Origin of the sequence: Bradyrhizobium sp. PSBB068 (genome assembly GCA_016839165.1) — a bacterium.
In the GTDB taxonomy this organism is placed as follows: Bacteria; Pseudomonadota; Alphaproteobacteria; order Rhizobiales; family Xanthobacteraceae; genus Bradyrhizobium.
Window position 1 is genome coordinate 4,147,817 of record CP069300.1, and the last position, 23,058, is coordinate 4,170,874.

Below are 23,058 nucleotides of genomic sequence, written 5' to 3' on the forward strand. Positions count from 1 at the left end.
CCCGTCGCCCGAAAATCGCAATATCGTGCCGGGAATATCGCAGCGCCGTTTCGGTTTCTGTCGCAGGACAGGCCCGCGGCGAAATGGCGTAACGCGTCTTGTGGACCGGAAGATGCGGAAGGTGAATGGATGCGGCGACGACATCGAACGGCCGGTGCGATTCTGGTCACAGCGCTGTTGTGCAGTGCGTTCGCGGCCCGCGAATGCGCCGCTGCGCCAACCGATGACATCATTGCCCGCGGCAAGGCGCTCACGATCGCCAGCGACTGCGCAAGCTGCCACACCGCCGATCCGGCAAAGCCGTTCGCCGGCGGCAAGCGGATCGACACGCCGTTCGGTGCGGTGTTTTCGCCAAACCTCACACCCGACCACGATACCGGGATCGGCGGCTGGAGCGAGGACGATTTCCTCCGCGCGCTGCGGATGGGGATCTCGCCAAGCGGGGCGCACTATTATCCGGCCTTCCCTTACCCCTCTTTCACGAAATTGATCCGCGACGACATCCTGGCGATCCGTGCCTATCTCGCGACGCTTCCGCCGGTCAGCAACAGACCGCCGCCGCCGCAGCTGCGCTGGCCGCTGAACTATCGCGTGCTGATGCGCGCCTGGAACGCGCTGTTCTTCACGCCTGGTATCATCCAGCCGGACCAGAGCAAGGGCGCGGACTGGAATCGCGGCCGCTATCTGGTCGAGGCGCTCGGCCATTGCGGCGCCTGCCACACGCCGAAGAATGCCTTCGGTGCCGACAAGCGCGATCACGCCTACGCGGGCAGCATGGTGCAGGGCATGTTCGCGCCGAGGCTCGACGGCGCCGAACGCAGCGGGCTGAAATCATGGAGCGCCGCTGACATCGTCGAATACCTGCAGAGCGGCCGCAACCGGCACAGCCATGCCGGCCCCCTGATGTCGGAGGTGGTGGTCAATTCGACCTCGAAGATGAGCGACGCCGACGTGCGCGCCATTGCGGTCTATCTGAAGAGCCTGCCCGCCGGCGCGCCGGAGCCGCAGGTTAGCACACCCGCGCCGGCGCAAATGAGCAACGGCGAGCGGATCTATCGCGGCGCCTGCGTCGCCTGCCATGAACTCGACGGCTCCGGTAGCCCACGGATCTATCCGCCGCTGCCCGGCAATGCCAATCTGCAATCGGCCAATCCGGCGAGCACGCTGCGCATCATCCTCGATGGCGCGCAGACCCTGACCACGCCGCGCGCGCCCAACGCCGGTTCGATGCCGGCCTACCCGAAACTGACCGACCAGGAGGTCGCCGATGTCGCGACCTATATCCGCAATTCCTGGGGCAATGCGGCGCCGGCCGTGACGGTCGACGAGGTCGCCAAAGCGCGCGCAGCGAAGTGAAGGCACGGGCGGCAAGGTAGCGCCTCACCGCTCCTCGCCAGAGAACACGAATTTCGGCATCTCCCATTTGTAGCGGATCGCGAGCATCCGGAAGCTCAGGCCGAGCACGAAGGTCAGCAGGGTCCAGACCGGAGGATTGAGGTTCAGCCCGAACGCGGTGGCATAGAACAGCCCCGTCACCACCGAGACGCTGGCGTAGAGCTCGCTGCGGAACAGCAGCGGCACCTCGTTGCAGAGGATGTCGCGCAACACGCCGCCGGCGCAGCCGGTGATCATGCCGGAGACGATCACGATCGGCAGCGAGGCGTCGACCTGCCAGGCTACGTCGCAGCCGGCCATGGTGAACACCACGAGCCCGATCGCATCGAGCACCAGGAAGGCGAGATTTAGCCTGACCACCAGTCGCGCCAGCAGGATGGTGGCGAAGGCGCCGGCCGCCGCGACCGCAAGGTAGATCGGGTTCGCGACCCAGAGCAGCGGATAATGCCCGAGCAGCACGTCGCGGATGGTGCCGCCGCCGAGCGCCGTGATCGCGCCCAGCATGCAGACGCCCGCCCAATCCATGCTGCGTCGGCCGGCCGCCAGCGCCGCCGTCATCGATTGCGCCGCAACCGCGATGAACGAGAGCACGTGCAGCACCGAATCGGTGGGCGGCATGGTCCACATTGAAAAGGCCTCATGGAACAGGTTCGGAACCAGGAATCAGCGGTTCCTGCATGAACAGGTTGCAACATTGGCGCGGAACATCCCGACGCACCAGCCATTGTCCCCTGCGTTTAGCTTTGGGGTGCTAACGGAGGAACTTTGCAATGGCCTACAACCCTGACGATCCGTATCACGCCAACCTGACCGATGACGAAATCCGCCGTCAGGCGCGCTTCAACAGCCTGGACAACGAGTTGCAGCCCGATCCGGAACTGCAGGAGGGACCGGCCAGCGGCACCAAGGTCGCGATGTTCGCAGTTGCGGTGGCCGTAGTGCTCGGCGCGCTGTTCTACGGGTTGAACAATACGTCAGTCCACGAGGCGGGCACGACGCCGTCAACGCAGACCGCGCAGCAACAGCCCGCCAATCCGGCCGGGGCGCCCCCGGGCATGCGCGACGTGACGCCGAAGCCGAACAGCCAGCCGGGCGTGACCACGGGCGCGGCGCCGGCGCAGCCGGCCAGCCCGCCGCCGGACATGAACAAGTCTGACATGAACAAGCCCGCCGCCCCGCCGGCCGGGACTTCGAAGCAATAACCGACGACATTGACCAGGCGCGAGCAGCGGGCCCAAACGGCCCGCTGCTTTTTTGTACGCTAGATCTACTTGAACATCTTGTTGAGCTCGCCGCCGGGATAGCCGTTGGCGAACTCCGTGAAGGTGCCCTTCTCCGCCATTTCCTTCGCCGCCTTCATGACGCCGCTCCAGGCCATCCGCGCCAACGCGCCGCCGACGCTGATCCGCCGCACGCCGAGATCGCCGACCGCTTGCAGCGTCAGCTCGGACGCGCCGCCGATCAGGAGGTTGACCGGCTTCGGCGCCACCGCCTTCACGACCGCGGAAATCTCCTCTCTGGTTGAGATGCCGGGCGCGTACAGGACATCCGCCCCGGCTTCCGAATAGGCCTGCAGCCGCTCGATCACCAGATTGAGGTCCTTCTTGCCCCACAGGAACGCCTCGCAACGGCCGGTCAGCAGCGCGCCGCTGTTGTCGGCGTCGATTGCCTTGCGCGCAGCCCTGATGCGTTCGACCGCGAGCTTGTGCTCGAAGAGCACGTTGGCCGCATCGCCGGTGGAGTCCTCGATCGAGAGCCCGGCGACGCCGGTCTTGACGCCGCGCGCGACATTGATCGCAACCTGCTCCGGCTCGACGGCGAAGCCGCCCTCGAAATCCGCGTTGACGGGAATATCGACCGCCGCACAGATCGCGGTCAGGTGATCGCAGACGTCATCGACGGTGACGCGGTTGTCGGCCTTGGCGATGGTCCAGGCGAAGCCCGCGCTGGTCGAGGCCAACGCCTTGAAGCCGAGATGTTGCAGCGCGCGGGCGCTGCCGGCATCAAACGGGTTCGGGATGATGAAGCATCCGCTCTCGTGCAGCTTCTTGAAGGCTGCGCGTTTGTCAGCAGTTGTCAGTGGCATTGGTCGCTCCCTGAAGTCATTGGCCGCGCACACATAGGCGCGCGCGCTCGGAGGCGCTAGTGCGGCTCATGTACCGCGCGACTATCTTTCGGCGCCTGCTCGCGCTCGTTCAGTCCGTAGTCCCGCGTCACATTCGCAACGCGCAGGCGATAATTGTCGAAAATCCGCGCGCGGCCCTTGGCCTGGGTGCGGCGGTGCTCGACGGTGTTGCGCCAGGCTGCTACCGCGGCCTCGTCGCGGAAGAATGACAGCGACACGAACTTGCCCTTCTCGGTGATGCTCTCGAAGCGCTCGACCGAGATGAAGCCGTCGATCTCCTGCAGGATCGGCTTCAGTTCGGCGGTAAGGTCGAAATAGAGTTGCCGCTGCTCCGGCTTCGGCCAGACTTCGAAGATCACGGCGATCATGGGCGCCTCCGCTCATTGTTGTTGTGCGGCGACTATAGCTCGACCTTGCGCAAAAATGTCCGCTCCTCCGCGAGGATGAAGCGGTTTTGTTCCGCGAAGTTGAAGTTGGCCATGCCCTCGCTGTCCTGCCGCAGCCGCGCGCGATAGGCCTCGTAGGCGGCAAGGCTCTCGAACGAGATCAGCGCCGAGGCGATGTTGTTGGTGCCCTCGTGCGGCATCCAGTAGCCGAGCAGATCGCCGCCGCAGCGCGGGATGATCGAGAGCCAGTTCCGCGCATACTCCTCGAACATCGCGCGCTTGAACGGATCGAGCTGGTAGCGGATGAAGACGGTGATGGTCATTGATGGCCTCCTGAATTTTTCCGTCACCGCGGCCCGCGCAATGACGGCACGGTGAAGACTACCGCCTTGCCCAACCTCGATGCTTCGGCTATCATCGAACTATGAAAGCAGGACCCGACATCTCCCGGATCGCCGCTTTGGTCGGCGATCCCGCACGCTGCAACATGCTGACCGCGCTGATGACCGGCCGCGCGCTGACCGCGAGCGAGCTGGCGCAGGAGGCCGGCATCACGCCGCAAACCGCGAGCTCGCATCTCGCCAAGCTCGAGGCCGGCGGGCTGATCGAACCCGAGAAGCAGGGCCGCCACCGCTATTATCGTCTGAGCGACCCCGACGTCGCCGATGTGCTGGAAGGCCTGCAGGGCATCGCCGCCCGCGCCGGCCATATGCGCGTGCGCACCGGGCCGAAGGATCCGGCGCTGCGCCGCGCCCGCATCTGCTACGACCATCTCGCCGGCGATCTCGGCGTGCAGATGCTCGACAGCATGAAGCGGCAGAAGCTGGTTCGCCAGAGCAAGCAGGCGATCGAGCTGACCGGCGAAGGCAAGCGCTTCATGGCCGAGGAGCTGCAGATCGACGCCGACGCGCTGACCCATCCGCGCCGTCCGGTGTGCAAGGCCTGCCTCGACTGGAGCGAGCGGCGGCACCATCTCGCCGGCACGCTCGGCGCTGCGATGATGGACCGCTTCACCGAACTGAAATGGGCCGCGCGCGACGCGACACCGGGCAGCCGCGTGGTCAATTTCTCGCGCAACGGCGAGAAGCGTTTCGTAGCCCTGTTCGGCGCGGGCGAGTAACATCGCGCTTCCAGATCCGCATCGGCGATTTCATGCGCGCCGGTCGGTCACGCTTGTGTGGCGCTCCGATACATTTGCATCCGCATCGCGACGCGCGCTGCTCTCGCGCTTTTCGAAATGTTTCGAATTGATGCTGAGCTCGCTTGCGGCGCACTGACGCAGCCGTGAGCCACAACATTCATATCGCATTCAGTCCGCAACATTATGGTCGGGGACATCGGGCATGGCTTCTGCAATGATCCGGCCGGGCGAATCGGTAGTCTAAAGTTTGTTGCGGTGCCGCAGTGCGGCCCAGATAAAAGGAGACGACATGAAGTATCTTTTTGCAGCAGCAGTTTTGGTGACGACCGCATTCGCCGGCATCAGCGCCGCTGATGCTGCTGGTGGCTGTGGCCCCGGCTGGCATCGCGGCCCCTATGGCGGCTGTGTCAGGAATCGCGGCCCCGTCGTGGTCGCGCCCGGCCCGGTCGTGGTCGAGCGTCCCGTCGTGGTGGTGCCGCGCGTCCGCGCCTGCCCCTACGGCTTCGCCTGGCGTTACGGCCGCTGCCGCCCGATCTGATCGCGGCACGCCTCGCGCAAACAAAACCCCGCCTTGCGCGGGGTTTTTCTTTTGTGATGAGCGCGGCAGGCGCTGATGGCAGACGGTTCGATCACCAGCGGCGCCAGTGATGATGACGGCGCCAATGGCGGCGGCGCCAGCCCCAATGACGGTGGTGGTGCCAGCGTCGGTGATGCCAGTGCCGGTGGCCGTGATGCCAGCGCACCTGCTCCGGCTTCAGGCCGTCGACCTCGTCACCCGTGGTGACGGCCGGATGCGCATCGCTGCCCGCCGGCGCGCGTGCATCCTGGTTCAGGAGAAGCGGCGCGAGCGGCGCCGCCTGGGCGGTCACTGCGAACGTGGCGGCGCCGGCGGCGACACCGAAGGCGATCTTCAGAAAATCCCTGCGTTCCATGAGCATTTCCCTTTGTTGCTGAGTTGGATCAACCGCGCCCGGCAAGTTTTTTCGCCCCGACCTGAACACTCGCTGAACCGCGTGTTCACGTTTCGCGGAACTCGGTGCAACGGCTCACATTCGCGGCGTGTGATGTCACACAACCATCACGGCGTCACACGGAGCAAGGGCGGGTCAGCATCCGCGCAACCCGCGCTACGCACACTGCTCTTGGGCACCATGCCAATTCCGATGATGTCTGAGGCGAAACAACGGGGCTAGCATCGCGCCCCAACAACATCGCCGGGAGGCCGCCGTGAAGTCAGGACAACCGCTCAAGGATGCCAGTCACCTCTACGAAGTCGAACGCCGCGCCCTGCATGCCGCCCGCCCCGGCTTCCGCATCATGGAACTGCAGCTCTCGCCGACCCAGAAAGTGCCGTGGCACACCCACAGCAACATCTCCGACACGTTCTATGTGCTGGAGGGCCAGATGCGGCTGTTCCTGCAGGAGCCGAAGGAGGAAGTGAATTTGAAGGTCGGCGAAGTCTACGCCGTCCGCCCCACCCGGCCGCACCTCGTCACCAATGCCGGCACGAATTCGCTGACCTTCCTGATCCTGCAAGGCGTCGGGGAGTACGACTACGTGCCGCTGGCTTCGAATTAAGTCGCGCGACACTCCGCCGTCGTCCCGGCGAAAGCCGGGAGGTGGATTCACACTCGAAGTGCAACACTTGAGCAGCAAAGACCTCTGCCGGGGTCCTGAAGTCAAGGCATTTGCGCGGGGTGTTGTTGTAGGCGGCGATGGACTTGCGCAGGCGGCGGGTTGGCAGCTTTTCGAGGTCGGTGTTGCGCGGGATGAAGCGGCGCATGCGGCCGATGGCGTTCTCGATGCCCCCTTTTTGCCAGGGGGCGTGGGGATCGCAGAAGTACGTCTTGATCAAGAGGCTTTGCAAGGCAAGGTGAGATGCGAACTCGGTGCCGTTGTCGAAGGTGACGGTCTGGCGGATCGGCTGTGGCAGGACCTCGAACAGGCGTACGAGATGGTGAGCGACGCCGGAGGCGAGCTTGCTTGCGAGGGGGACGCCGAGCAACAGGCGGGAGGTGCGCTCATGCACGGCCAGGATCTGCTGACCGTATTTGGAGAACATCATGAGGTCGGCCTCCCAATGGCCCGGGGTCTTGCGATCGGCGACCTCGACGGGGCGCAGATCCAGCGAAACACGGCCTTCGATGAAGCTTGCGGGACTGCCGCCCCGCTTGCCGCGGCGACCGCGCTTGCTCTTGCCGCGCGGCAGGTAGCGCCGCCAGCTGAAGTCCGAGGTGCGGGTGAGCTGGGCATAAATGAAGCGGTAGATGCTCTCATAGGAGATCACCTTGCGGCCGTGCTCGCGAGCCAGCCGGCCGGCGACCTGCTCGGGCGACCAGCCCCGGCCAAGACGTTCCAACACCGCACGGCGCAGGCCGGCCTCCCGTTCGAGGCGAGAGCCCGTCCAGCGCCGCGCTCGCATCTGTTGCTGGGCATAGCTGGGCTTGTAGCCGACCTGAACGCCAGAATTACGGTTCAGCTCCCGAGAGATCGTTGATGGCGGGCGATCCAAAGCTGCCGCGATTTGCCGGATCGAGCTGCCACCGGCCGAAAGCCTGGCAATCTCGCATCGCTCCTCCAGGGAGAGCTGCTTGTAAGTCCGCCCCATGGCAACACCTCCAGTTGGAAGTGTTGCACTTCGTTTGTGAACTCAGGGGACCCATAACCGCAGGGTCGAGTTGTCGACGCAAGCTGTGGCCACAGCGTTGCAAGCCAACTTGCACTCGTGGTTATGGGTCTCGGGTCGCGCTTCGCTTGCCCGGGACGACGCGGCGGTCGATTCCGCTTCACATCGCAAGCAGCGATGAGAATGGGCGACCGCATCCTCGCGACGTAGATCGCGCGATCAGCCGCGCGGCCATCCCGTCGGCACGACCCAGACCAGCCCGCGCCAAGGCGCGCCGCGCGCCGACAGTGTCGTGAAATCACGCGCGGGATCGCGGACGAGATCGAGCCGCGCCATGACGGCCTGCGAGCGCGCGTTGTCTGCGCTGGTGTAGGACACGATCCCGCGCAGGCCGACGTCATCGATGGCATGCAATAACGCCGCCCTGGCGCTCTCGGTCGCATAGCCATGCCCCCAGGCGTTGCGCGCAAAACGCCAGCCGATCTCGACATGCGCGCCAAGCGGGTGCTCCCGCGACGATCGCGGCATCACGCCAGCATAGCCGAGGAATGCACCATCGATGGTCTCGACCGCCCATCGCGAGATGCCGTGGTCACGCTGCGCGGCAACGTATCGCTCGAATTTCTCGTCGCTATCCGCACGACCGATCGGTCCGCCATAGTCGGCCATGACCTCGGGATCGGCATGCATCGCCGCGAACGCCTCGCGATGGCGGTCGTCCCATCTGTGAAGTCGAAGGCGCGGCGTTTTGATCATGCGCATGCCCTCGCCTGTTCCGGTCACATCAGCTTCAGCGGCGCATCGTGAACCAGCCGCAGGTCGATATTGCCGATCAGCCGCGCCCGGCGCGCCTCGGCGGTGCTGATGGCGGCCTCGGTCTGCCGCAAGGTGCTGACGTTCGATCCGAGCGACACGATGCCGCCGAGCACCAGCGCAATCGACCCGAGCGCCGCGGTCTCACCCGAACCGAACAAGCCAAGCAGTGCGGCAAGCAGCAATGCGAACCCGCCCGCGATTGCCACCTTCGACCCAAGAATGATCCGCCGGGACCGTTCGGCGCTCTCGGCCAGATCCTCGATCTGCGCCTCGATCTCGGAAATCTGGTCGGTCGGCGCGTCGTCGGCCATCGAATTCGAACCTGTAGGCGGGTCAGGTGGAAGCACGCAACCCACCGCGGATCGCGCGGAACGAAGTTGGTGGGTCTCGCTTGCGCTAACCCACCCTACGCTTCCCTCACAACGGCAGATTGTCGTGCTTCTTCGCCGGGATCTCGACCTTCTTGTCCTTCAACATCGCAAGCGCGCGCGCGATCCGCCGCCTCGTCGAATGCGGCATGATGACGTCGTCGATGTAGCCGCGCTCGGCGGCGATGAAGGGGGACAGGAAGCGGTCCTCGTATTCCTTGGTTCGCGCCGCGATCTTGTCGGGGTCGCCGATGTCGGAGCGGAAGATGATCTCCACCGCGCCCTTGGCGCCCATCACGGCGATCTGGGCGGTCGGCCAGGCATAGTTCATGTCGGCGCCGATCTCCTTCGAGGCCATGACGTCGAAGGCGCCGCCATAGGCCTTGCGGGTGATGATGGTGACGAGCGGAACCGTGCACTGCGAATAGGCGAACAGCAGTTTGGCGCCGTGCTTGATCAGGCCGCCATATTCCTGCGCGGTACCCGGCAGGAAGCCCGGCACGTCGACGAAGGTGACGATCGGGATGTTGAAGGCATCGCAGAACCGCACGAAGCGCGCGGCCTTGCGCGAGGCATCGCTGTCGAGCACACCCGCCAGCACCATCGGCTGGTTGGCGACGAAGCCGACGGTACGGCCAGCAATGCGGCCGAAGCCGGTGACGATGTTCCGGGCGAAGGTTTCCGAGATCTCGAAGAAGTCGCCCTCGTCGACGACCTTGAGGATCAGCTCCTTCATGTCGTAGGGCTTGTTCGGATTGTCGGGGATCAGCGTATCGAGCGACATGTCGACCCGGCCGATGTCGTCGAAGCTCGGCCATTCCGGCACGCCGTCGGTGTTGTTCGACGGCAGGAAGTCGATCAGCCGGCGCATCTGCAACAGCGCATCGACGTCGTTCTCGAAGGCGCCGTCGGCGATCGAGGAGCGCGTCGCATGCACCGAGGCACCGCCGAGCTCCTCCGCCGTGACCACCTCGTTGGTGACGGTCTTCACCACGTCGGGGCCGGTAACGAACATGTAGCTGGTGTTCTTCACCATGAAGATGAAGTCGGTCATCGCGGGCGAATAGACATCGCCACCGGCGCAGGGGCCCATGATGACGGAGATCTGCGGGATCACGCCCGAGGCCTGCACGTTGCGGCGGAACACGTAGGAATAGCCCGCCAAGGCAGCTACGCCCTCCTGGATGCGCGCGCCGCCGGCGTCATAGAGGCCGATGATCGGCGCCCTCGCCTTCATCGCCATGTCCTGCAGCTTCGTGATCTTCAGCGCGTGGGTCTCGGACAGCGAGCCGCCGAACACAGTAAAGTCCTTGGCGAAGACAAAGGTCTTGCGGCCGTTGACCGTGCCCCAGCCGGTGACGACGCCGTCGCCGGGAACCTTGGTCTTTTCCATCCCGAACTCGATCGAGCGGTGCTCGACGAACATGTCGAATTCCTCGAACGAGCCTTTGTCCAGCAAAAGCTCGATCCGCTCGCGGGCGGTCAATTTCCCGCGGGCGTGCTGCGCCTCGATGCGCTTTTCGCCGCCGCCCAATTTCGCGCCGGCGCGCCGCTCTTCGAGGGTGTCGAGGATATCTTTCATTTGTTTCCGCCCGTGTTAGCTACAGTCCGCGCCCCGGCCGAGGCCGGGACGCTTCGTTCGGAATGGCTTTAGCACGGCCATTTCGGAACCGGAAAGGCGCTTGTGAACGGGTTCGGGCGCCAAAACGGTAGGATTTTCCGACATCTGGGGAGACGGCAATGACCGACATGACGACTGAAGCGACTGGCGCCGCGACCGGCGGGGTGCGCACCCTGCTCCGGCTGGAGGGGCTGGTGCTGTTCGTCGGGATGACCGTGCTCTACTACAAGTGGGAGGGTTCCTGGCTGGTCTATGCCCTGCTGTTCCTGGTGCCGGACTTAAGCTTTGCCGCCTACCTGATCGGCCCGCGGATCGGCGCCATCGCCTACAACGCCGCCCACACCTATCTGGCGCCGGTGGCGCTGATGACACTGGGCTTTGCCGGTGAAGGACCCTTGGTGCTCTCGATCGCGATGATCTGGCTCGCCCATATCGGGATCGATCGGGCGCTCGGCTATGGGCTGAAATATCCGGCCGGTTTTGGCTTCACCCATCTCGGGCGGATCGGAAAGCTCAGCTGAACTCGACCCCGATCCGGCCTTTCCTGCGCCACACCACGCGACAGCGCCGCTCCATCGCTTCCATCTCCAGCACGAGACGGAAGCTGTCCGGGACTTCGGCGGGATTGCTCACCTCAATAGCGGCGCCCGTCGTGGAGAGGTTGCGGACGATGCAGGTCATGCTGCGCCGGGCAAAGCTCAGCCGCGCCGCGCGTGCGACGTTGCGACGGGACGCCCGGCGCTGGTCGCCGGCGGCCTCGCTGGTCGCGCCGGTCGAGAAACCGGAACGGATCCTGCCCTGCAGCCGCACGTCCGCCTGCATGTCGAAATGCTTGACAATGCGAGGCCTGCTTGCAACCGCCGTTAATTGCAGCGATGCGAGCAGATGCTCGACCTTCGCGCCGCCGCTGCCGAACGGCAGCAGCAGCCGCTCGCAATCGACCTGCTGGTCGTTGGCATCGATGGTGGAGAACACCATGTAGACCGCGCAGCCGCTCGCGGCGCAATCCTTCGCCGGCGTCAGCGTGATGCGCCGGAGCGACATCGGGACCACCTGCTCCATGGTCCTCCCGGCCCAGGCCGAATTGAACGCCTCGGCGACATTCTCGCCCTGATACATCGCGCGAAACTTGCGCAGCCGGCCCTCGCCTTCGACCGCCCATGCGACGAGCTGCCGGGGATCATGGACCGCAGGATCCGGCTTCAGCTCGGCGAGGGCGGGAAATGGCCGGCCGGCGGCCAGTTGATCCCACTGCGCCAGCAGTGCACGCTGGCTTGCCGACCGGATCGCGTCAGGCGCAATGAACCTCATCTGCCCCTCTGATGTCGCGTCAGCGCGCAAGGTGGGCAGCTCGGCTTAAGGATCACTGAAACCTGATCCGCAACAATGCGGGACCGCGCGGCGGACGGGATGAATTAGCACTTGGCATGGTTAGCGCGCGCTTTACACTTCGGCCAGGTCACAGGAGGAAATGATGCTCAGCTACGGTCGCCTGGCCGCATTTGGCGCGGTGCTTCTCAGCGCGCTGCTGTTCGCCTGCATCGAGACCAGCGCGCAGCAGATCCCGAAGGATATCGCGGCGCGCACCGAGATCTACGCCATCCCCTCGCTGACGATCTCCGACCACCAGTTCCTGACCGGCGACAGCAACGGCAAACCGGTCACCGTCGGCGGCGAATTCAAGATCGCGCAGGGAACCGGCCGGCTGCCGGTCGTGGTGCTGATGCACGGCTCGAGCGGGGTCGGCGCCGGCATGGACGGTTGGGTCCGCCACTTCAACGCGATGGGCATCTCGACTTTCGTGATCGACGGCTTCTCCGGCCGCGGCCTGACCGCGACCGGGCCGAACCAGGCCCTGCTCGGCCGGCTCAATTTCATCGTCGACATCTATCATTCGCTGGAGATCCTCGCGAAGCACCCGCGGGTCGATCCCGAGCGCATTGTGCTGATGGGATTCTCGCGCGGCGGCCAGGCCACGCTCTATGCGAGCCTCGATCGCTTCAACAAGTTCTGGAACAAGTCCGGCGTGCAGTTCGCGGCCTATATCCCGTTCTATCCGGATTGCTCGACGAGCTATCTCGCCGACACCGAGGTCGCGGCGCGGCCGATCCGGATCTTCCACGGCACGCCCGATGACTACAACCCGGTCGCAAGCTGCAAGGCCTATGTCACGCGCCTGCAAGAGGCCAAGCGTGACGTGGTGCTGACCGAATATCCCGACTCCGCGCACGGCTTCGACGCCGGCCTGATCGGCAACAACACGGTGGTGGAGGCGACGGGATCGCAGACCGTGCGCCGCTGCACGATCAAGGAAGCCGAAGGCGGCGTGCTGATGAACGCATCGACGCAGGCGCCGTTCAGCTACAAGGATGTCTGCGTCGAGCTCGGTCCGCATGTCGGCGGCAATCCGGCCACCGCGCTCGAGGCCCGCAAGGCGGTCAGCGACTTCCTGCAGGCGCTATTCAAGCTGGGCTAAAGCGCGATGAGATTTGGTTGAATCGTCATCGCGCTTGGTTCTTGTCTTAGCATGATCTTACTCGGAAAACCGCTTCGCACTTTTCCGGATCATGCTCTCAAGCGAAGCGTCGCGCGAACACCACGCAGACCACGACCAGCATGGTCGCCGCGATCATCGACCAGGCGACCGGCTCATGCAGCAAAAGCCCGGCGAGCGCGAGCCCGAAGAACGGCTGCAACAGCTGCAACTGGCCGACGCTGGCGATGCCGCCGAGCGCAAGCCCGCGGTACCAGAACACGAAGCCGACCAGCATGCTGAAGATCGAGACATAGCCGAGCCCGAGCCAGGCCGGCGCGCCGATACCCTGCCAGCTCGGCGGCAACGTCATGATGGTCATCAGCAGCGTCGCCGGCACCGAGAGCACCAGCGCCCAGGAGATCACCTGCCAGCCGCCCAGCCTGCGCGACAGCGCCGCACCCTCGGCGTAGCCGAGACCGCAGATGACGATGGCCGCGACCATCAGGAGGTCGCCGGTCAGCGAGGCCGATCCGTCGTTCGACAACGCAAACCCGGCCACCGTCGCACCGCCGATGCAGGAGAACAGCCAGAACAGCGGCTTCGGCCGCTCGCCGCCGCGCAGCACGCCGAACACCGCGGTCGACAGCGGCAGCAAGCCGATGAACACGATCGAATGCGCCGAGGTGATGTGCTGGAGCGCCAGCGCGGTCAGCAACGGAAAGCCGATCACGACACCGAGCGCGACAATGGTCAGCGACACCAGGTCGCGCCGTTCCGGCCAGGGCTGGCGCAGCACCGCGAGCAGCACGGCGCCGAGCAGCGCCGCGATCGCAGCCCGCGCAGCGGTCAGGAACAATGGCGAGAACCCGGCCACCGCAACGCGCGTCGCCGGCAACGAGCCGCTGAAAATGATCACGCCGAGCAGGCCGCTGCCCCAGCCCTCCAGCGACGCGCCGCCGGCCGCCTCGCCGGTCCAGGACTTCCCCGACAATGTCTTCGAATCGCGCATCGCGCACCTAGTCTTTCGCGAGCGAGGATAGCGGCGGCGGGCTGGCCAAGGCAGCTACGGATCAGTACAATATCGCCAAACTGTATGGGTGAAGGTAGGCATACACTTGCGACAGCCGTCCAATGCGCCGAAGGCGACCCGAACCACCGAGGTGATGAACGCGATTCGCGCCAGGATCGCGAGCCGCGCGCTCGCCGCCGACGACCGCCTGCCCTCGATCCGCAGCTTTGCCGCGACCATGGGCGTCTCGCCCTCGACCGTGGTCGAGGCCTATGACCGGCTCGCCGCCGAGGGCCTGATCCGGGCGCGACCGGGCTCCGGCTTCTATGTCTCGTCGGCGGCGCTGCCGCGGCTTTCGCTGGCCCAGGACCAGCCGCAGCGCGACCGCGCCGTCGATCCGTTCTGGGTGTCGCGGCAATCGCTCGACGCCGCGAGCGGCGCGCTGAAGCCGGGCTGCGGCTGGCTGCCCGCCGACTGGATGCCGACCGAGGCGCTGCGGCGCGCGTTCCGCGGCCTGGCGCGGGCCGAGGACGCCGTGCTCGCCGATTACGGCGCAACGCGCGGCTCACTCGCCCTGCGCCGCACGCTGATGGCGCGGTTCGCCGACGAGGGTCTCGACGCGTCGCCCGACCAGGTGCTGCTGACGATGTCCGGCACCCAGGCGATCGACCTGATCTGTCGCTTCCTGCTGCGGCCCGGCGACACGGTGCTGGTCGACGATCCCTGCTACTTCAATTTCCGGGCGCTGCTGCGAGCCCATCAGGTCAAGCTCGTCAGCGTGCCCTACACCCCGTCGGGGCCCGATGTCGCAAGCTTCGAGGCCGTGCTCGAAGCCGAGCGGCCGCGGCTCTACATCACCGTATCCGGGCTGCACAACCCGACAGGTGCGACGATGTCGCCGCAGACCGCGCACCGCGTGCTGAATGCCGCCACCGCCTGCGATCTCACCATCGTCGAGGACGACATCTTCGCCGATTTCGAGCCGGAGCCGTCGGCGCGGCTCGCGGCGCTCGACGGGCTGAACCGCGTGATCCGGATCGGCAGCTTCTCCAAGACGCTGTCGGCGTCGCTGCGCTGCGGCTTCATCGCGGCGCGCGCCGACTGGATCGAGCAGCTGGTCGACCTGCAGGTCGCGACCGGGTTCGGCGGCCCCTGCGCGGTTGCGACCGAAATCATCGCCAGCGTGCTCGCGACCGGCTTTTACCGCAAGCATGTCGAGGAGCTGCGCCGGCGGCTCGCGCGCGCCCGCCGCGACGTCGGCGAGAAGCTGCAGCGCATCGGCATCGAACCCTGGCTGATGCCGCGCGGCGGCTTCCAGCTCTGGTGCCGCCTGCCCGACGGCTGCGATTCCGCGGACGTGGCGCGCGCCGCGCTCGCCGACAACATCGTGCTGGCGCCGGGCAACGTCTTCAGCACCACGCAATCGGCCAGCGGCTTCATGCGCTTCAACGTCGCGCAATGCCGCGACCCGAAGCTGATGCCGGCATTGCAGCGGGCGCTCGGGCGCTGAGGCGCGAGACGGATCAATGGCGTCCACAACGGCGCTCTACTCCCTCGCCCCGTTCTTACGGGGCGAGGTGAAGTGGGGCAGCGCCCTACTTCTCGCCGACCTTGAACGGCTCCTCCTTGCCCGGCGGCACGGTCTCCTCGGCCATCGCCAGAATCATCGCGACCATCACGTAATTGCCGGCGAGTGCAGTAAGATCGACGATCTGCTGATCGTTGAAGATTGTCTTGGCCCGCGCATAGGTCGCGTCGGAGACCTTCTTGGTCGTGGTGAGCTCGGTGACGAAGTCGTACACGACGGCCTCGTCGTCGGTCATTTTCGACGGCCGGTTGCCGGCCTTCAACTCGGCGATCACGTCGGCAGACAGCCCGGCCTTGGCGGCGAGCGACGCGTGCGCGAACCATTCGACCTGCGAGCGCCACTGCCGGCCGATGATCAGGATCGCGAACTCGTTGAGCCTGGTCGGCACCGAGGTCTGCCAACGCAGATAATAGAACAGATCGTAGAGGCGCTGGCCGAGCACCGGGCTGCGGATGATCGGATTGTAGGGCCCGCCGATGCCGACGCTCGACACTTTCATGATCCGCTCGCCGAGCGGCCGCTGCTGGTCGTTGAGCTGATCCATGGTGAGCTGCGGGAAGCGCGGCTCCTTGCTGGTGGCGGGTGCGGAGAGCACCGTGGCGGCGAGCCAGCCGCCGGCTGCGGCCAGCGTGAGCGACGAAAGCCAGACAGTTGCCGAATGCATGATTTCCTCCGCTTTGGTTTGTCGGAGGATGCTAGTCGAGCTTCGCGGCGCTCACCAGCCGCGGCGCACGCAGGTCAGCTCGTCACAGCGCGACGATATCGGTGAGGCATTGCTGCGTGACGCTCATCCGCGCGTCGATCTGCGCCTGGGTCTTGCAGTCCATGTTCATCGCGAACACGGTGATCTCATTGCCCTTCTCGGACCAGCCGACCAGCCAGCCGAGCGAGCCGTGCTCCTTGTCGGTGAGGCCGGTCTTGGCGCGGATGACGGCGTCGCCGACTTTCGTCACCGGGAGAATATCGCACACCAGCTGCTGGCTGCGCTTGCCGACCGGCAGCACGCCGCGGCGCAGCCGGTCGAGGAAATCGATCTGCTGCACCGGATCGATGCGCAGATTGCCCGTCACCCAGAACTGGTCGATGCCGCCGCCGATGTCGCGATTGCCGTAGTCGATCGCGTCGAGATATTTCTTCATCCGCTCCTCGCCGATCCGGCGGGCGATCTCCTGGAATACCGGAAAAGCCGAGACCGCGATCGCCGAGCGCAGCGTGTGATCCTTGTTCCAGGCCTCGATGCTGCGGGTGACGCCGTCCCACTTGAAGACGTCCTTGTCCGGATCTTGCACCACGCCGGTGTCGAGCGCGATCAGCGCATTCGGGATCTTGAAGGTCGAGGCCGGCAGCCGGCCCTCGCCCGAGCGAACCTTGTCGCTGGCGATGATCAGATAGTCGTCGATCTTGTAGCCGACGAAGGTGCCCTCGGTACCGAGATCGAAGAACCGCTTTTGCAGATCCTCGCGAAACTCGCTGCGTTGGTAGGACACATTTGCAAAACTGCGCGACGGCAGGATGGCGGCGGCAGCAAACAGACCGAGCGCATGGCGGCGATGGATCACGACAGGACCTGAACCGTTTCGGGTTGACGACGATGGATGCCATCGTGGTGAAAGGATGGCAACAGAGTCTTCGGTTGAAAACGCTCAGCGCGCCCGGCCCGACATCCGCAGCACGAACACCAGCACCTCCGCGACGGCCTTGTAGAGCTCGGCCGGGATCTCGTCGCCGAGCTCGACATTGGAGAGCGCACCGGCCAAGACCTCGTTCTCCTCGATCGGGATGTCGTTGGCCTTGGCGACCTCGATGATCTTGGCGCCGATCGCGCCCTTGCCTTTTGCCACGACGCGTGGCGCGCCGGCATGGTCGTAGTGCAGCGCGACCGCGAGCTGGTTCTGCGTCTCGCTCATGATGCGCGGTCCAGGAAATGGCCGGCGCGCGCGGGCGCAGGTTGCGGCGGACTGCCGTCGCGGATCTCGATGTCACCGGGCGTGAGCTCGGCCCTGGTCAGCGCCTGGCTCAGCTCGGCGGCCCCGGCGCGCAGCTGCGCGGCGGTCGAAGACCGCTCGGCCCACATCCGCACCGAGGTCCGCTCGCCGCTCAGCGAGACCAGCGCGTGCACCGGGCCGGCCGGCTCGACGTCGAGCGTGAAGCGCGCCCGCCACACCCGCTTGGCGGCCTCGACTTCGTTGCCGCCGCCGTCCCGCGAAATCTCGAACTGCGCCATCGCCGTGCCCTGCTGGGTCAGGAACGGGATCTCGAAATTCCAGCGCGGCACCATGGCGTCGAGCTGCGCGCGTGCAGCATCGTTGTGGCCCGGCAGCGAGGCGACCTGCAGCAGCGTCTGCCGCGCCAGCGCCGCGTCGGTGTTTTCCAGCAGGCGGTGTGCCGTGGTTGCAAGCGGCGCACCCGGCGCGATCGTAGCCTCGGCGACGGCCTGGGCCGACGGCAGCGCCCCGGGGAACGGCGGCGGCGGGCTGCCGCGCGCGGGCACATCGCCGGGCAGCATCTCCCGCGGTGCGGCGCCCTGCCGTGCGGGGTTGCCGAGCTCATGCAGCGCTTCCTGAATGAGATTGAGCGCGCCGCCCGCTGACGGCCCGGCATCGAGCGCATCCGCGAGCGCGCCGGCGAGCCGCGTGGCGCCACGCGTGAGATCCTCGGTAACCGGCACCCGCGCCTGCGGCAGCAGGATCTCCTGGACGTCGAGGCTGGGCGTGCCTGATGGCACGAGGCTCGGTGCCGCTCCGGCGCTGGGCAACGCCGGTTGCTGCAGCGGCGTGGACGCGGGCCGCGCAGCCTCGCCGGCACCGAGCGCGGTCAGCGCCTGGCGCAGCACGATCAGCGCGGCCTTCAGGTCGGGCGCGCTGCCGCTCGCCGGCGCGACACCCGTCGCCAGCGTTGCCTCCAGCAACAGGCCGGACTTCTGGAAGCCGGCCTTGACGGCATCGCCGCTCAAATTCTCGTCGAGGCCGGTCTGCTGCGCCAGCACCTGCGCGATCGCAGCCTGCAGCCTTGGCGGCAGATTCGCGGAGGCCACCGCGGTGAGGTTGGCAAACAGCGGCGCCTGGCTGCCCTGCACCGCCGCCGCATGCTGGGCCGCAGCAGTGATGGTGATGCGCTCCAGCGGCGTCAGCGCAGCCTTCGGCGCCGTGGCGGCGGGTTGCGGCGCGGCGGTGGCGTTGGCCGCGCCCGGCGACAGTTGCACCGCATCGCCGGTGTCCGCGCCCGATCCAACCAGTTGCAAGCGGATGCCGCCACTGCTCTGCGACACCGCAAGCTGCAGGTTCTGGCCCTGCTGCAGCGGCACCTCGGTCTGGACATCGATCGTCAGGCTCGCGATCGCGATCCGCACCAGGTCGGCGGACAGCACCTTCAGGACCTGGGCATTGACGACGCTGCCGGCCTCGAGCGTGAGGTCCGGCGCAACGCTGTCCGCCTCCTTCGAGGCGATCACCGGCAGCACGGGATTGACGGCAAGTGCCATGTCGGAGGACTCTGCCAGGCGGCGGGAACGTGCCGCAGGCTAGCCCGGCGCCGTAAAGGTCTCGTTAACCCGACCTGAACTCCCCGAGGACGGCGGCGACGGCCTTGAAATCGACCTGCCGGGCGGCACGGCCTCCTCGTCGACGCCCCATTTCCCGATATTCCAGTCCTCGTCGACATGGGCCGCAGCCCGGACCTGGTCATTGTGACGGACGTCATGCGTCAGCGCGAGCAGCGCTCGGATCATCCGTTAACTAGCTGGTACCGAACCCGTTGCCCGCCCCGGAAATGCAATGGTAGCGTTACGCCATTTCAGGACTGATTTTTATGATCAATTTGACCGCCACAGATTCGTGGCTCGCCCGATCGTCGATGGCTATTCCAACGTTCGCCGTCAGCCTGTTTCTCAGCGCCGGCCTGATGTTTTTCGTCGAGCCGATGATCGCCAAGATGGTGTTGCCAAAGCTCGGCGGCGCAGCGGCGGTCTGGAGCACCTGCCTGGTCTTCTTCCAGACTGTACTGCTCCTCGGCTACGGCTACGCGCATCTGCTGACGAGACTATCGTCGCGAGTTGCCCAGGTTGTCGTTCACATCTGCATCCTGATGCCGATGTCGGCCCTGATGCTCCCGCTGTCACTCGGTTCGGATGGACCGTCAGCGGAACAGTCCCCGATCCTTTGGCTCTTGCTGCGCCTCACCTTGGCGTGCGGCGTCCCGCTGTTCGCTATCTCGGCGACGGCCCCTCTTCTGCAGCATTGGTTTTCCGGCGCCGACCACAAGCGGGCACGCGATCCATACTTCCTGTACGCCGTGAGCAACACTGGCAGTCTTCTGGCGCTGCTTGCCTATCCGCTCGTCGTCGAGCCGGAGCTGCCGCTCGACCTGCAGGCGACACTGTGGTCAGCCGGCTTCGCCGCGCTGGCTCTCGGCATCGCCGCGTGTGGCACGATCATGTTGTCCCGCAAGCGGGCGGACGCGCCGGACCCGATCACCGAAGCAACCGCGACGATTGGCCCGCGAGATCGCTTGATATGGATGGCGCTCGCCTTCATCCCGTCATCGCTGCTGCTCGGCGTCACCCAACATATCGCGACGGACATTGCGTCTGCGCCGCTGCTGTGGGTGCTGCCGCTAACCCTGTATCTTTTGACATTCATTCTCGCCTTCGCCCGCCGTCCTCCCCTCCCTCATGCGATGATGTCGCGCGCAATGCCGGTGACGCTGATCGTGGTCGTGGTGACCAGCGGCGGCATCGGCAACCTGCTTCCCCTTACAATCGCACTCGCCCTGCACCTCGGGTGCTTTTTTGTCATCGGCATGGTCTGCCATGGCGAACTGGCGAAACGGCGGCCGCCGACAGCGCGGCTTACCGAGTTCTATTTCTTCGTCTCGTTGAGCGGCGTTGTCGGTGGAATCTTCAACGCGCTGATTGCTCCTGTGGTCTTCACCAGCGTGTGGGAATATCCACTCGCCTTGATCGCGGCATGCCTGGCGAGGCCCCGCATGCCAGCGGACGACCGTTCCAACCTGATGATGGATATCGTGCTGCCGCTGCTGCTCGCTGCCGCCCTGCTGGCCGGTCGAGCAATCCTGATCGAAGGTGCGGTTCCCGGCCCGCTATCGATGGCGCTGCTTTACATGCTGTACCTGCTGCCGGCGCTGGTGCTGGTCAAATTCTCGCAACGACGCTGGCGGTTCGGCATCGCCGTCGCGCTCCTCCTGCTGTTTCAATTGATGCCTCAGAAATCAGGAAAGCAGGTCGCCGCCGAACGAAGCTTTTTCGGCGTACACAAGGTCGAGTTGATCGATGATGCGGAGGCGCCGGCCCTCCTCCTCATGAACGGCACTACGCTGCACGGAGCCAAAAGCTTGCGGCCGAACGAGGCCACCCAACCGCTGACCTATTACAGCAAGGAAGGCCCATTCGGACGCTTCTTCGCCGTTTTATCGCCGGTCAAACTGCGGCAAGTCGCGGTTATCGGATTAGGCACCGGCGCCCTCGCCTGTTACGCCGGCGACGGACAGGATTGGACGTTCTACGAGATCGATGCCGCGGTCGAGCACCTGGCGAGAGAGCATTTCCAGTTCCTGCAAAATTGCGCTCCGCGCGCCCATGTCGTCCTCGGCGACGCGCGAATGACGATCGAGAACGCACCGGATGGGACTTATGACGCGCTCATTGTCGACGCGTTCAGTTCAGACAGCGTTCCGATGCATCTGATCACGCGCGAGGCCTTGGCCATTTACCTGCGGAAACTGGCACCGGGCGGGCACCTCCTGCTCCACATCAGCAGCCGGAGGCTGGATCTCACTCCGGTTGTCGCAGCCTTGACGGCGGATGCAGTCCTGCCGGCACGCATTCTCTTTGACGATCCGACGCCAGGAACCCCGGTCTGGCGACGTTCGCCCGCGCTGGTCGTCATTGTCGTCAGACAGGAAATCGATCTGGACGCTTTCACGAGCCGGGACGGCTGGGCGCCGCTTCCAAAGCCGGAATCCCGGCATCTTTGGACGGATCAGCGCGCCGACCTTCTGCGGGTGATCAGATATTAGTCGCATCCAAGAACGAACTTGGGTCTTGAAACGACAAGAAATCCTCGTATCCCGGCTCGCATCGATACACGCGTCACATGCTTGGACGGTATGCGTGTTACCCCCTCGTTAACCGGCAGCCGGCCTGAACTCCCTCAGGATCCCGGCGGCGGCCTTGAAATCGACCTGGCGGGCGGCGCGGCGCGCCGCGACCTCCTCGTCGACGCCCCACTTCTCGATATTCCAGTCCTCGTCGACATGGGCGGCGGCCCAGACCTGGTCCTCGTCGCGCACCCCGTGCGCCAGCGCCAGCGCCAGCAACGCCGAGCCGGTCAGCGTCGTCACCACATGGAGCGCCGCCACCGACCATGGATCGGTCGGAAACGCGGCGCGCGCCGCCCTGATCGCAGGCTCGGGCTGGCCGACATGCATGACCCCTTCGGCCATCACGAAATGGGCGCCGAGCGCGTCGGCAGCCCAGAACAGGATCGGGTCCCAATGCTCGGCCTCGCGCGCCACCAGCGTCTCGGGATGGCCGGCCCGATAGAACAGCAGATCGCTGCCGAGGAATTTTGCCGCATCGTCCGCGACCTCGCCGACCCGATCGATCACTCCCTCGATCACGCTGTTGGCCAGCCGCGTCAACGGCATGGTCACGGGATCGATGGTCTCGCCCTGTGCATCCCACTCGGCCGCGATCGCATCGGCGATCGTGCGGGTCGGCACCACGATCGGCTTGCCGGACGGCGAGCGGACCTGCTTGCCGTCAAGCGTGATCGAAAATCCGCCCTCGGCAGCGGTGACGCCGGCGCTGGTGTAGAACCGCTTGCGCTGGGGCGTGCGGATGTGGCGCCGCACCGCCTCCTGCGGATCGAGCGGAGATTGGTCAGGGACATCGTCGAAGAGTTCGCGCATTGCGCCGGCCGGCTTTCGTTTCAAGGGATTTCCCTGCAAGATATGCCAGCGGCAACGGCAAATAAAGCTGATGGGACGCGGCACATTCCTCGCGGGTTTCTCGCTCGTTACGGCGGTTTTCGGCGCCGCCGACGCCGGGTTCCGCACGCCGGAATCGCTGATCCGCAACGTCTACGCTCATTACGGCAGGGGTAGCGCCGCGTTTTCCAATGGCCTGCCGCGAGACGAGCAGACCGCCCGGCAGTTCTTCGATGCCGGCCTGCGCGGCGCCTGGACCGCCCTGCACGACGCGCCGTACGATTTTCTGGTGCAGGGCCCGACCTGGCGGATCGGCCCGGTCTCGATCGCAACGCCGCGGCGGCAGTTCGACAAGACCGATGTGACTGTGACCTTCGACAATGAGGGCCGCGCCGTCACGCTCAACTTCATCGTCGTCAACGGACCGGAGGGCTGGGTCATTGCGGATGTCGAGAGTCCGCACGATTCATTGCGGATGTTTCTGGCGCAGTTCAGGCGCTAATCCCAGATGTCGGCACAACGGCAGATGACAGGATCGGCGACACCGAAAAAATATCTGCCG

Annotated in this window: 25 protein-coding genes and 2 pseudogenes; 10 read left to right on the forward strand and 17 right to left on the reverse strand. The window is 65.7% G+C overall.

Annotated features, from left to right (window positions below; translation table 11 throughout):
* The first annotated feature begins 129 nt into the window (after positions 1-129).
* A complete protein-coding gene (locus JQ507_19275; protein QRI67144.1) occupies positions 130-1,356 on the forward strand; it encodes a cytochrome c in 1,227 nt (408 codons plus the stop codon).
* Between the two features lie 24 nt (positions 1,357-1,380).
* On the opposite strand, the gene JQ507_19280 is transcribed toward JQ507_19275, so the two are convergent.
* On the reverse strand, positions 1,381-2,022 hold the full coding sequence (locus tag JQ507_19280; protein QRI67145.1) for a trimeric intracellular cation channel family protein: 642 nt from the start codon (positions 2,020-2,022) through the stop codon (positions 1,381-1,383).
* A 143-nt stretch (positions 2,023-2,165) separates the two neighbouring features.
* Between JQ507_19280 and JQ507_19285 the strand changes: the two genes are divergently transcribed.
* The gene (locus JQ507_19285; protein ID QRI67146.1) at positions 2,166-2,597 is read left to right on the forward strand and encodes a hypothetical protein; all 432 of its coding nucleotides are present in this window, start codon (positions 2,166-2,168) and stop codon (positions 2,595-2,597) included.
* A 65-nt stretch (positions 2,598-2,662) separates the two neighbouring features.
* Here JQ507_19285 and JQ507_19290 read toward each other — a convergent pair whose 3' ends face one another.
* Genes JQ507_19290 through JQ507_19300 form a run of 3 tightly spaced genes read right to left on the reverse strand, consistent with a single transcriptional unit; the run spans position 2,663 to position 4,229 of the window.
* Positions 2,663-3,481, reverse strand: a complete 819-nt coding sequence (locus JQ507_19290; protein ID QRI67147.1) for an isocitrate lyase/phosphoenolpyruvate mutase family protein — start codon at positions 3,479-3,481, stop codon at positions 2,663-2,665.
* Between the two features lie 56 nt (positions 3,482-3,537).
* The gene (locus JQ507_19295) at positions 3,538-3,888 is read right to left on the reverse strand and encodes an antibiotic biosynthesis monooxygenase (protein QRI67148.1); all 351 of its coding nucleotides are present in this window, start codon (positions 3,886-3,888) and stop codon (positions 3,538-3,540) included.
* Between the two features lie 32 nt (positions 3,889-3,920).
* Entirely contained in the window at positions 3,921-4,229 is a 309-nt protein-coding gene (locus JQ507_19300; GenBank protein ID QRI67149.1) for an NIPSNAP family protein, read from the reverse strand.
* A 101-nt stretch (positions 4,230-4,330) separates the two neighbouring features.
* On the opposite strand from JQ507_19300, the gene JQ507_19305 reads away from it, so the two are divergent.
* The gene (locus JQ507_19305) at positions 4,331-5,026 is read left to right on the forward strand and encodes a metalloregulator ArsR/SmtB family transcription factor (GenBank protein QRI67150.1); all 696 of its coding nucleotides are present in this window, start codon (positions 4,331-4,333) and stop codon (positions 5,024-5,026) included.
* A 310-nt stretch (positions 5,027-5,336) separates the two neighbouring features.
* Positions 5,337-5,585: a hypothetical protein gene (locus tag JQ507_19310; protein ID QRI67151.1), complete on the forward strand. Its 249-nt coding sequence runs from the start codon at positions 5,337-5,339 to the stop codon at positions 5,583-5,585.
* A 91-nt stretch (positions 5,586-5,676) separates the two neighbouring features.
* Here the strand turns inward: JQ507_19310 and JQ507_19315 are convergent, their stop codons facing one another.
* Positions 5,677-5,979, reverse strand: coding sequence for a twin-arginine translocation signal domain-containing protein (locus JQ507_19315; GenBank protein ID QRI67152.1), 303 nt, complete (start codon positions 5,977-5,979; stop codon positions 5,677-5,679).
* 295 nt (positions 5,980-6,274) lie between these two features.
* Here JQ507_19315 and JQ507_19320 point away from each other — a divergent pair, with 295 nt between their 5' ends.
* Entirely contained in the window at positions 6,275-6,625 is a 351-nt protein-coding gene (locus JQ507_19320) for a cupin domain-containing protein (protein ID QRI67153.1), read from the forward strand.
* 73 nt (positions 6,626-6,698) lie between these two features.
* On the opposite strand, the pseudogene JQ507_19325 reads toward JQ507_19320, so the two are convergent.
* The 4 genes and pseudogenes from JQ507_19325 to JQ507_19340 form a co-directional block, all read right to left on the reverse strand.
* Positions 6,699-7,655, reverse strand: a pseudogene (locus JQ507_19325) (IS30 family transposase).
* A gap of 237 nt (positions 7,656-7,892) precedes the next feature.
* Positions 7,893-8,435 carry a GNAT family N-acetyltransferase gene (locus JQ507_19330; protein ID QRI67154.1) on the reverse strand — a complete coding sequence of 181 codons (543 nt, stop codon included), beginning with the start codon at positions 8,433-8,435 and terminating at the stop codon, positions 7,893-7,895.
* A 17-nt stretch (positions 8,436-8,452) separates the two neighbouring features.
* A complete protein-coding gene (locus tag JQ507_19335; GenBank protein ID QRI67155.1) occupies positions 8,453-8,800 on the reverse strand; it encodes a hypothetical protein in 348 nt (115 codons plus the stop codon).
* A 106-nt stretch (positions 8,801-8,906) separates the two neighbouring features.
* Positions 8,907-10,439: an acyl-CoA carboxylase subunit beta gene (locus JQ507_19340; protein ID QRI67156.1), complete on the reverse strand. Its 1,533-nt coding sequence runs from the start codon at positions 10,437-10,439 to the stop codon at positions 8,907-8,909.
* Positions 10,440-10,597: 158 nt separating this feature from the next.
* On the opposite strand from JQ507_19340, the gene JQ507_19345 reads away from it, so the two are divergent.
* Entirely contained in the window at positions 10,598-10,999 is a 402-nt protein-coding gene (locus tag JQ507_19345) for a DUF4260 domain-containing protein (GenBank protein QRI67157.1), read from the forward strand.
* On the opposite strand, the gene JQ507_19350 is transcribed toward JQ507_19345, so the two are convergent.
* On the reverse strand, positions 10,992-11,300 hold the full coding sequence (locus JQ507_19350; GenBank protein ID QRI73416.1) for a PilZ domain-containing protein: 309 nt from the start codon (positions 11,298-11,300) through the stop codon (positions 10,992-10,994). The two genes, JQ507_19345 and JQ507_19350, sit on opposite strands and share 8 nt — an antisense overlap.
* Before the next feature lie 649 nt (positions 11,301-11,949).
* Between JQ507_19350 and JQ507_19355 the strand changes: the two genes are divergently transcribed.
* A complete protein-coding gene (locus tag JQ507_19355) occupies positions 11,950-12,954 on the forward strand; it encodes a dienelactone hydrolase family protein (protein ID QRI67158.1) in 1,005 nt (334 codons plus the stop codon).
* A gap of 97 nt (positions 12,955-13,051) precedes the next feature.
* Here JQ507_19355 and JQ507_19360 read toward each other — a convergent pair whose 3' ends face one another.
* Positions 13,052-13,900: a DMT family transporter gene (locus JQ507_19360; protein QRI73417.1), complete on the reverse strand. Its 849-nt coding sequence runs from the start codon at positions 13,898-13,900 to the stop codon at positions 13,052-13,054.
* A 217-nt stretch (positions 13,901-14,117) separates the two neighbouring features.
* Here JQ507_19360 and JQ507_19365 point away from each other — a divergent pair, with 217 nt between their 5' ends.
* Positions 14,118-15,473 (forward strand): PLP-dependent aminotransferase family protein, encoded by a 1,356-nt coding sequence (locus tag JQ507_19365; protein QRI73418.1) that lies wholly within the window; start codon positions 14,118-14,120, stop codon positions 15,471-15,473.
* Positions 15,474-15,558: 85 nt separating this feature from the next.
* Here the strand turns inward: JQ507_19365 and JQ507_19370 are convergent, their stop codons facing one another.
* The 5 genes and pseudogenes from JQ507_19370 to JQ507_19390 form a co-directional block, all read right to left on the reverse strand.
* Complete coding sequence (locus JQ507_19370; GenBank protein QRI67159.1) at positions 15,559-16,215, reverse strand: carboxymuconolactone decarboxylase family protein; 657 nt, start codon at positions 16,213-16,215, stop codon at positions 15,559-15,561.
* Between the two features lie 82 nt (positions 16,216-16,297).
* Positions 16,298-17,110 (reverse strand): class D beta-lactamase, encoded by an 813-nt coding sequence (gene blaOXA, locus JQ507_19375; GenBank protein QRI67160.1) that lies wholly within the window; start codon positions 17,108-17,110, stop codon positions 16,298-16,300.
* Positions 17,111-17,194: 84 nt separating this feature from the next.
* Positions 17,195-17,458 (reverse strand): EscU/YscU/HrcU family type III secretion system export apparatus switch protein, encoded by a 264-nt coding sequence (locus tag JQ507_19380; GenBank protein ID QRI67161.1) that lies wholly within the window; start codon positions 17,456-17,458, stop codon positions 17,195-17,197.
* The gene (locus JQ507_19385; GenBank protein ID QRI67162.1) at positions 17,455-19,032 is read right to left on the reverse strand and encodes a flagellar hook-length control protein FliK; all 1,578 of its coding nucleotides are present in this window, start codon (positions 19,030-19,032) and stop codon (positions 17,455-17,457) included. The genes JQ507_19380 and JQ507_19385 overlap by 4 nt, the downstream gene beginning before the upstream one ends.
* 64 nt (positions 19,033-19,096) lie before the next feature.
* Positions 19,097-19,263, reverse strand: a pseudogene (locus JQ507_19390) (ATPase).
* A gap of 95 nt (positions 19,264-19,358) precedes the next feature.
* On the opposite strand from JQ507_19390, the gene JQ507_19395 reads away from it, so the two are divergent.
* The gene (locus JQ507_19395) at positions 19,359-21,584 is read left to right on the forward strand and encodes a fused MFS/spermidine synthase (GenBank protein ID QRI67163.1); all 2,226 of its coding nucleotides are present in this window, start codon (positions 19,359-19,361) and stop codon (positions 21,582-21,584) included.
* Positions 21,585-21,692: 108 nt separating this feature from the next.
* On the opposite strand, the gene JQ507_19400 is transcribed toward JQ507_19395, so the two are convergent.
* A complete protein-coding gene (locus JQ507_19400) occupies positions 21,693-22,478 on the reverse strand; it encodes an ATPase (GenBank protein ID QRI73419.1) in 786 nt (261 codons plus the stop codon).
* Between the two features lie 70 nt (positions 22,479-22,548).
* Between JQ507_19400 and JQ507_19405 the strand changes: the two genes are divergently transcribed.
* Positions 22,549-22,998, forward strand: coding sequence for a hypothetical protein (locus JQ507_19405; protein QRI67164.1), 450 nt, complete (start codon positions 22,549-22,551; stop codon positions 22,996-22,998).
* Positions 22,999-23,058 lie beyond the last annotated feature (60 nt).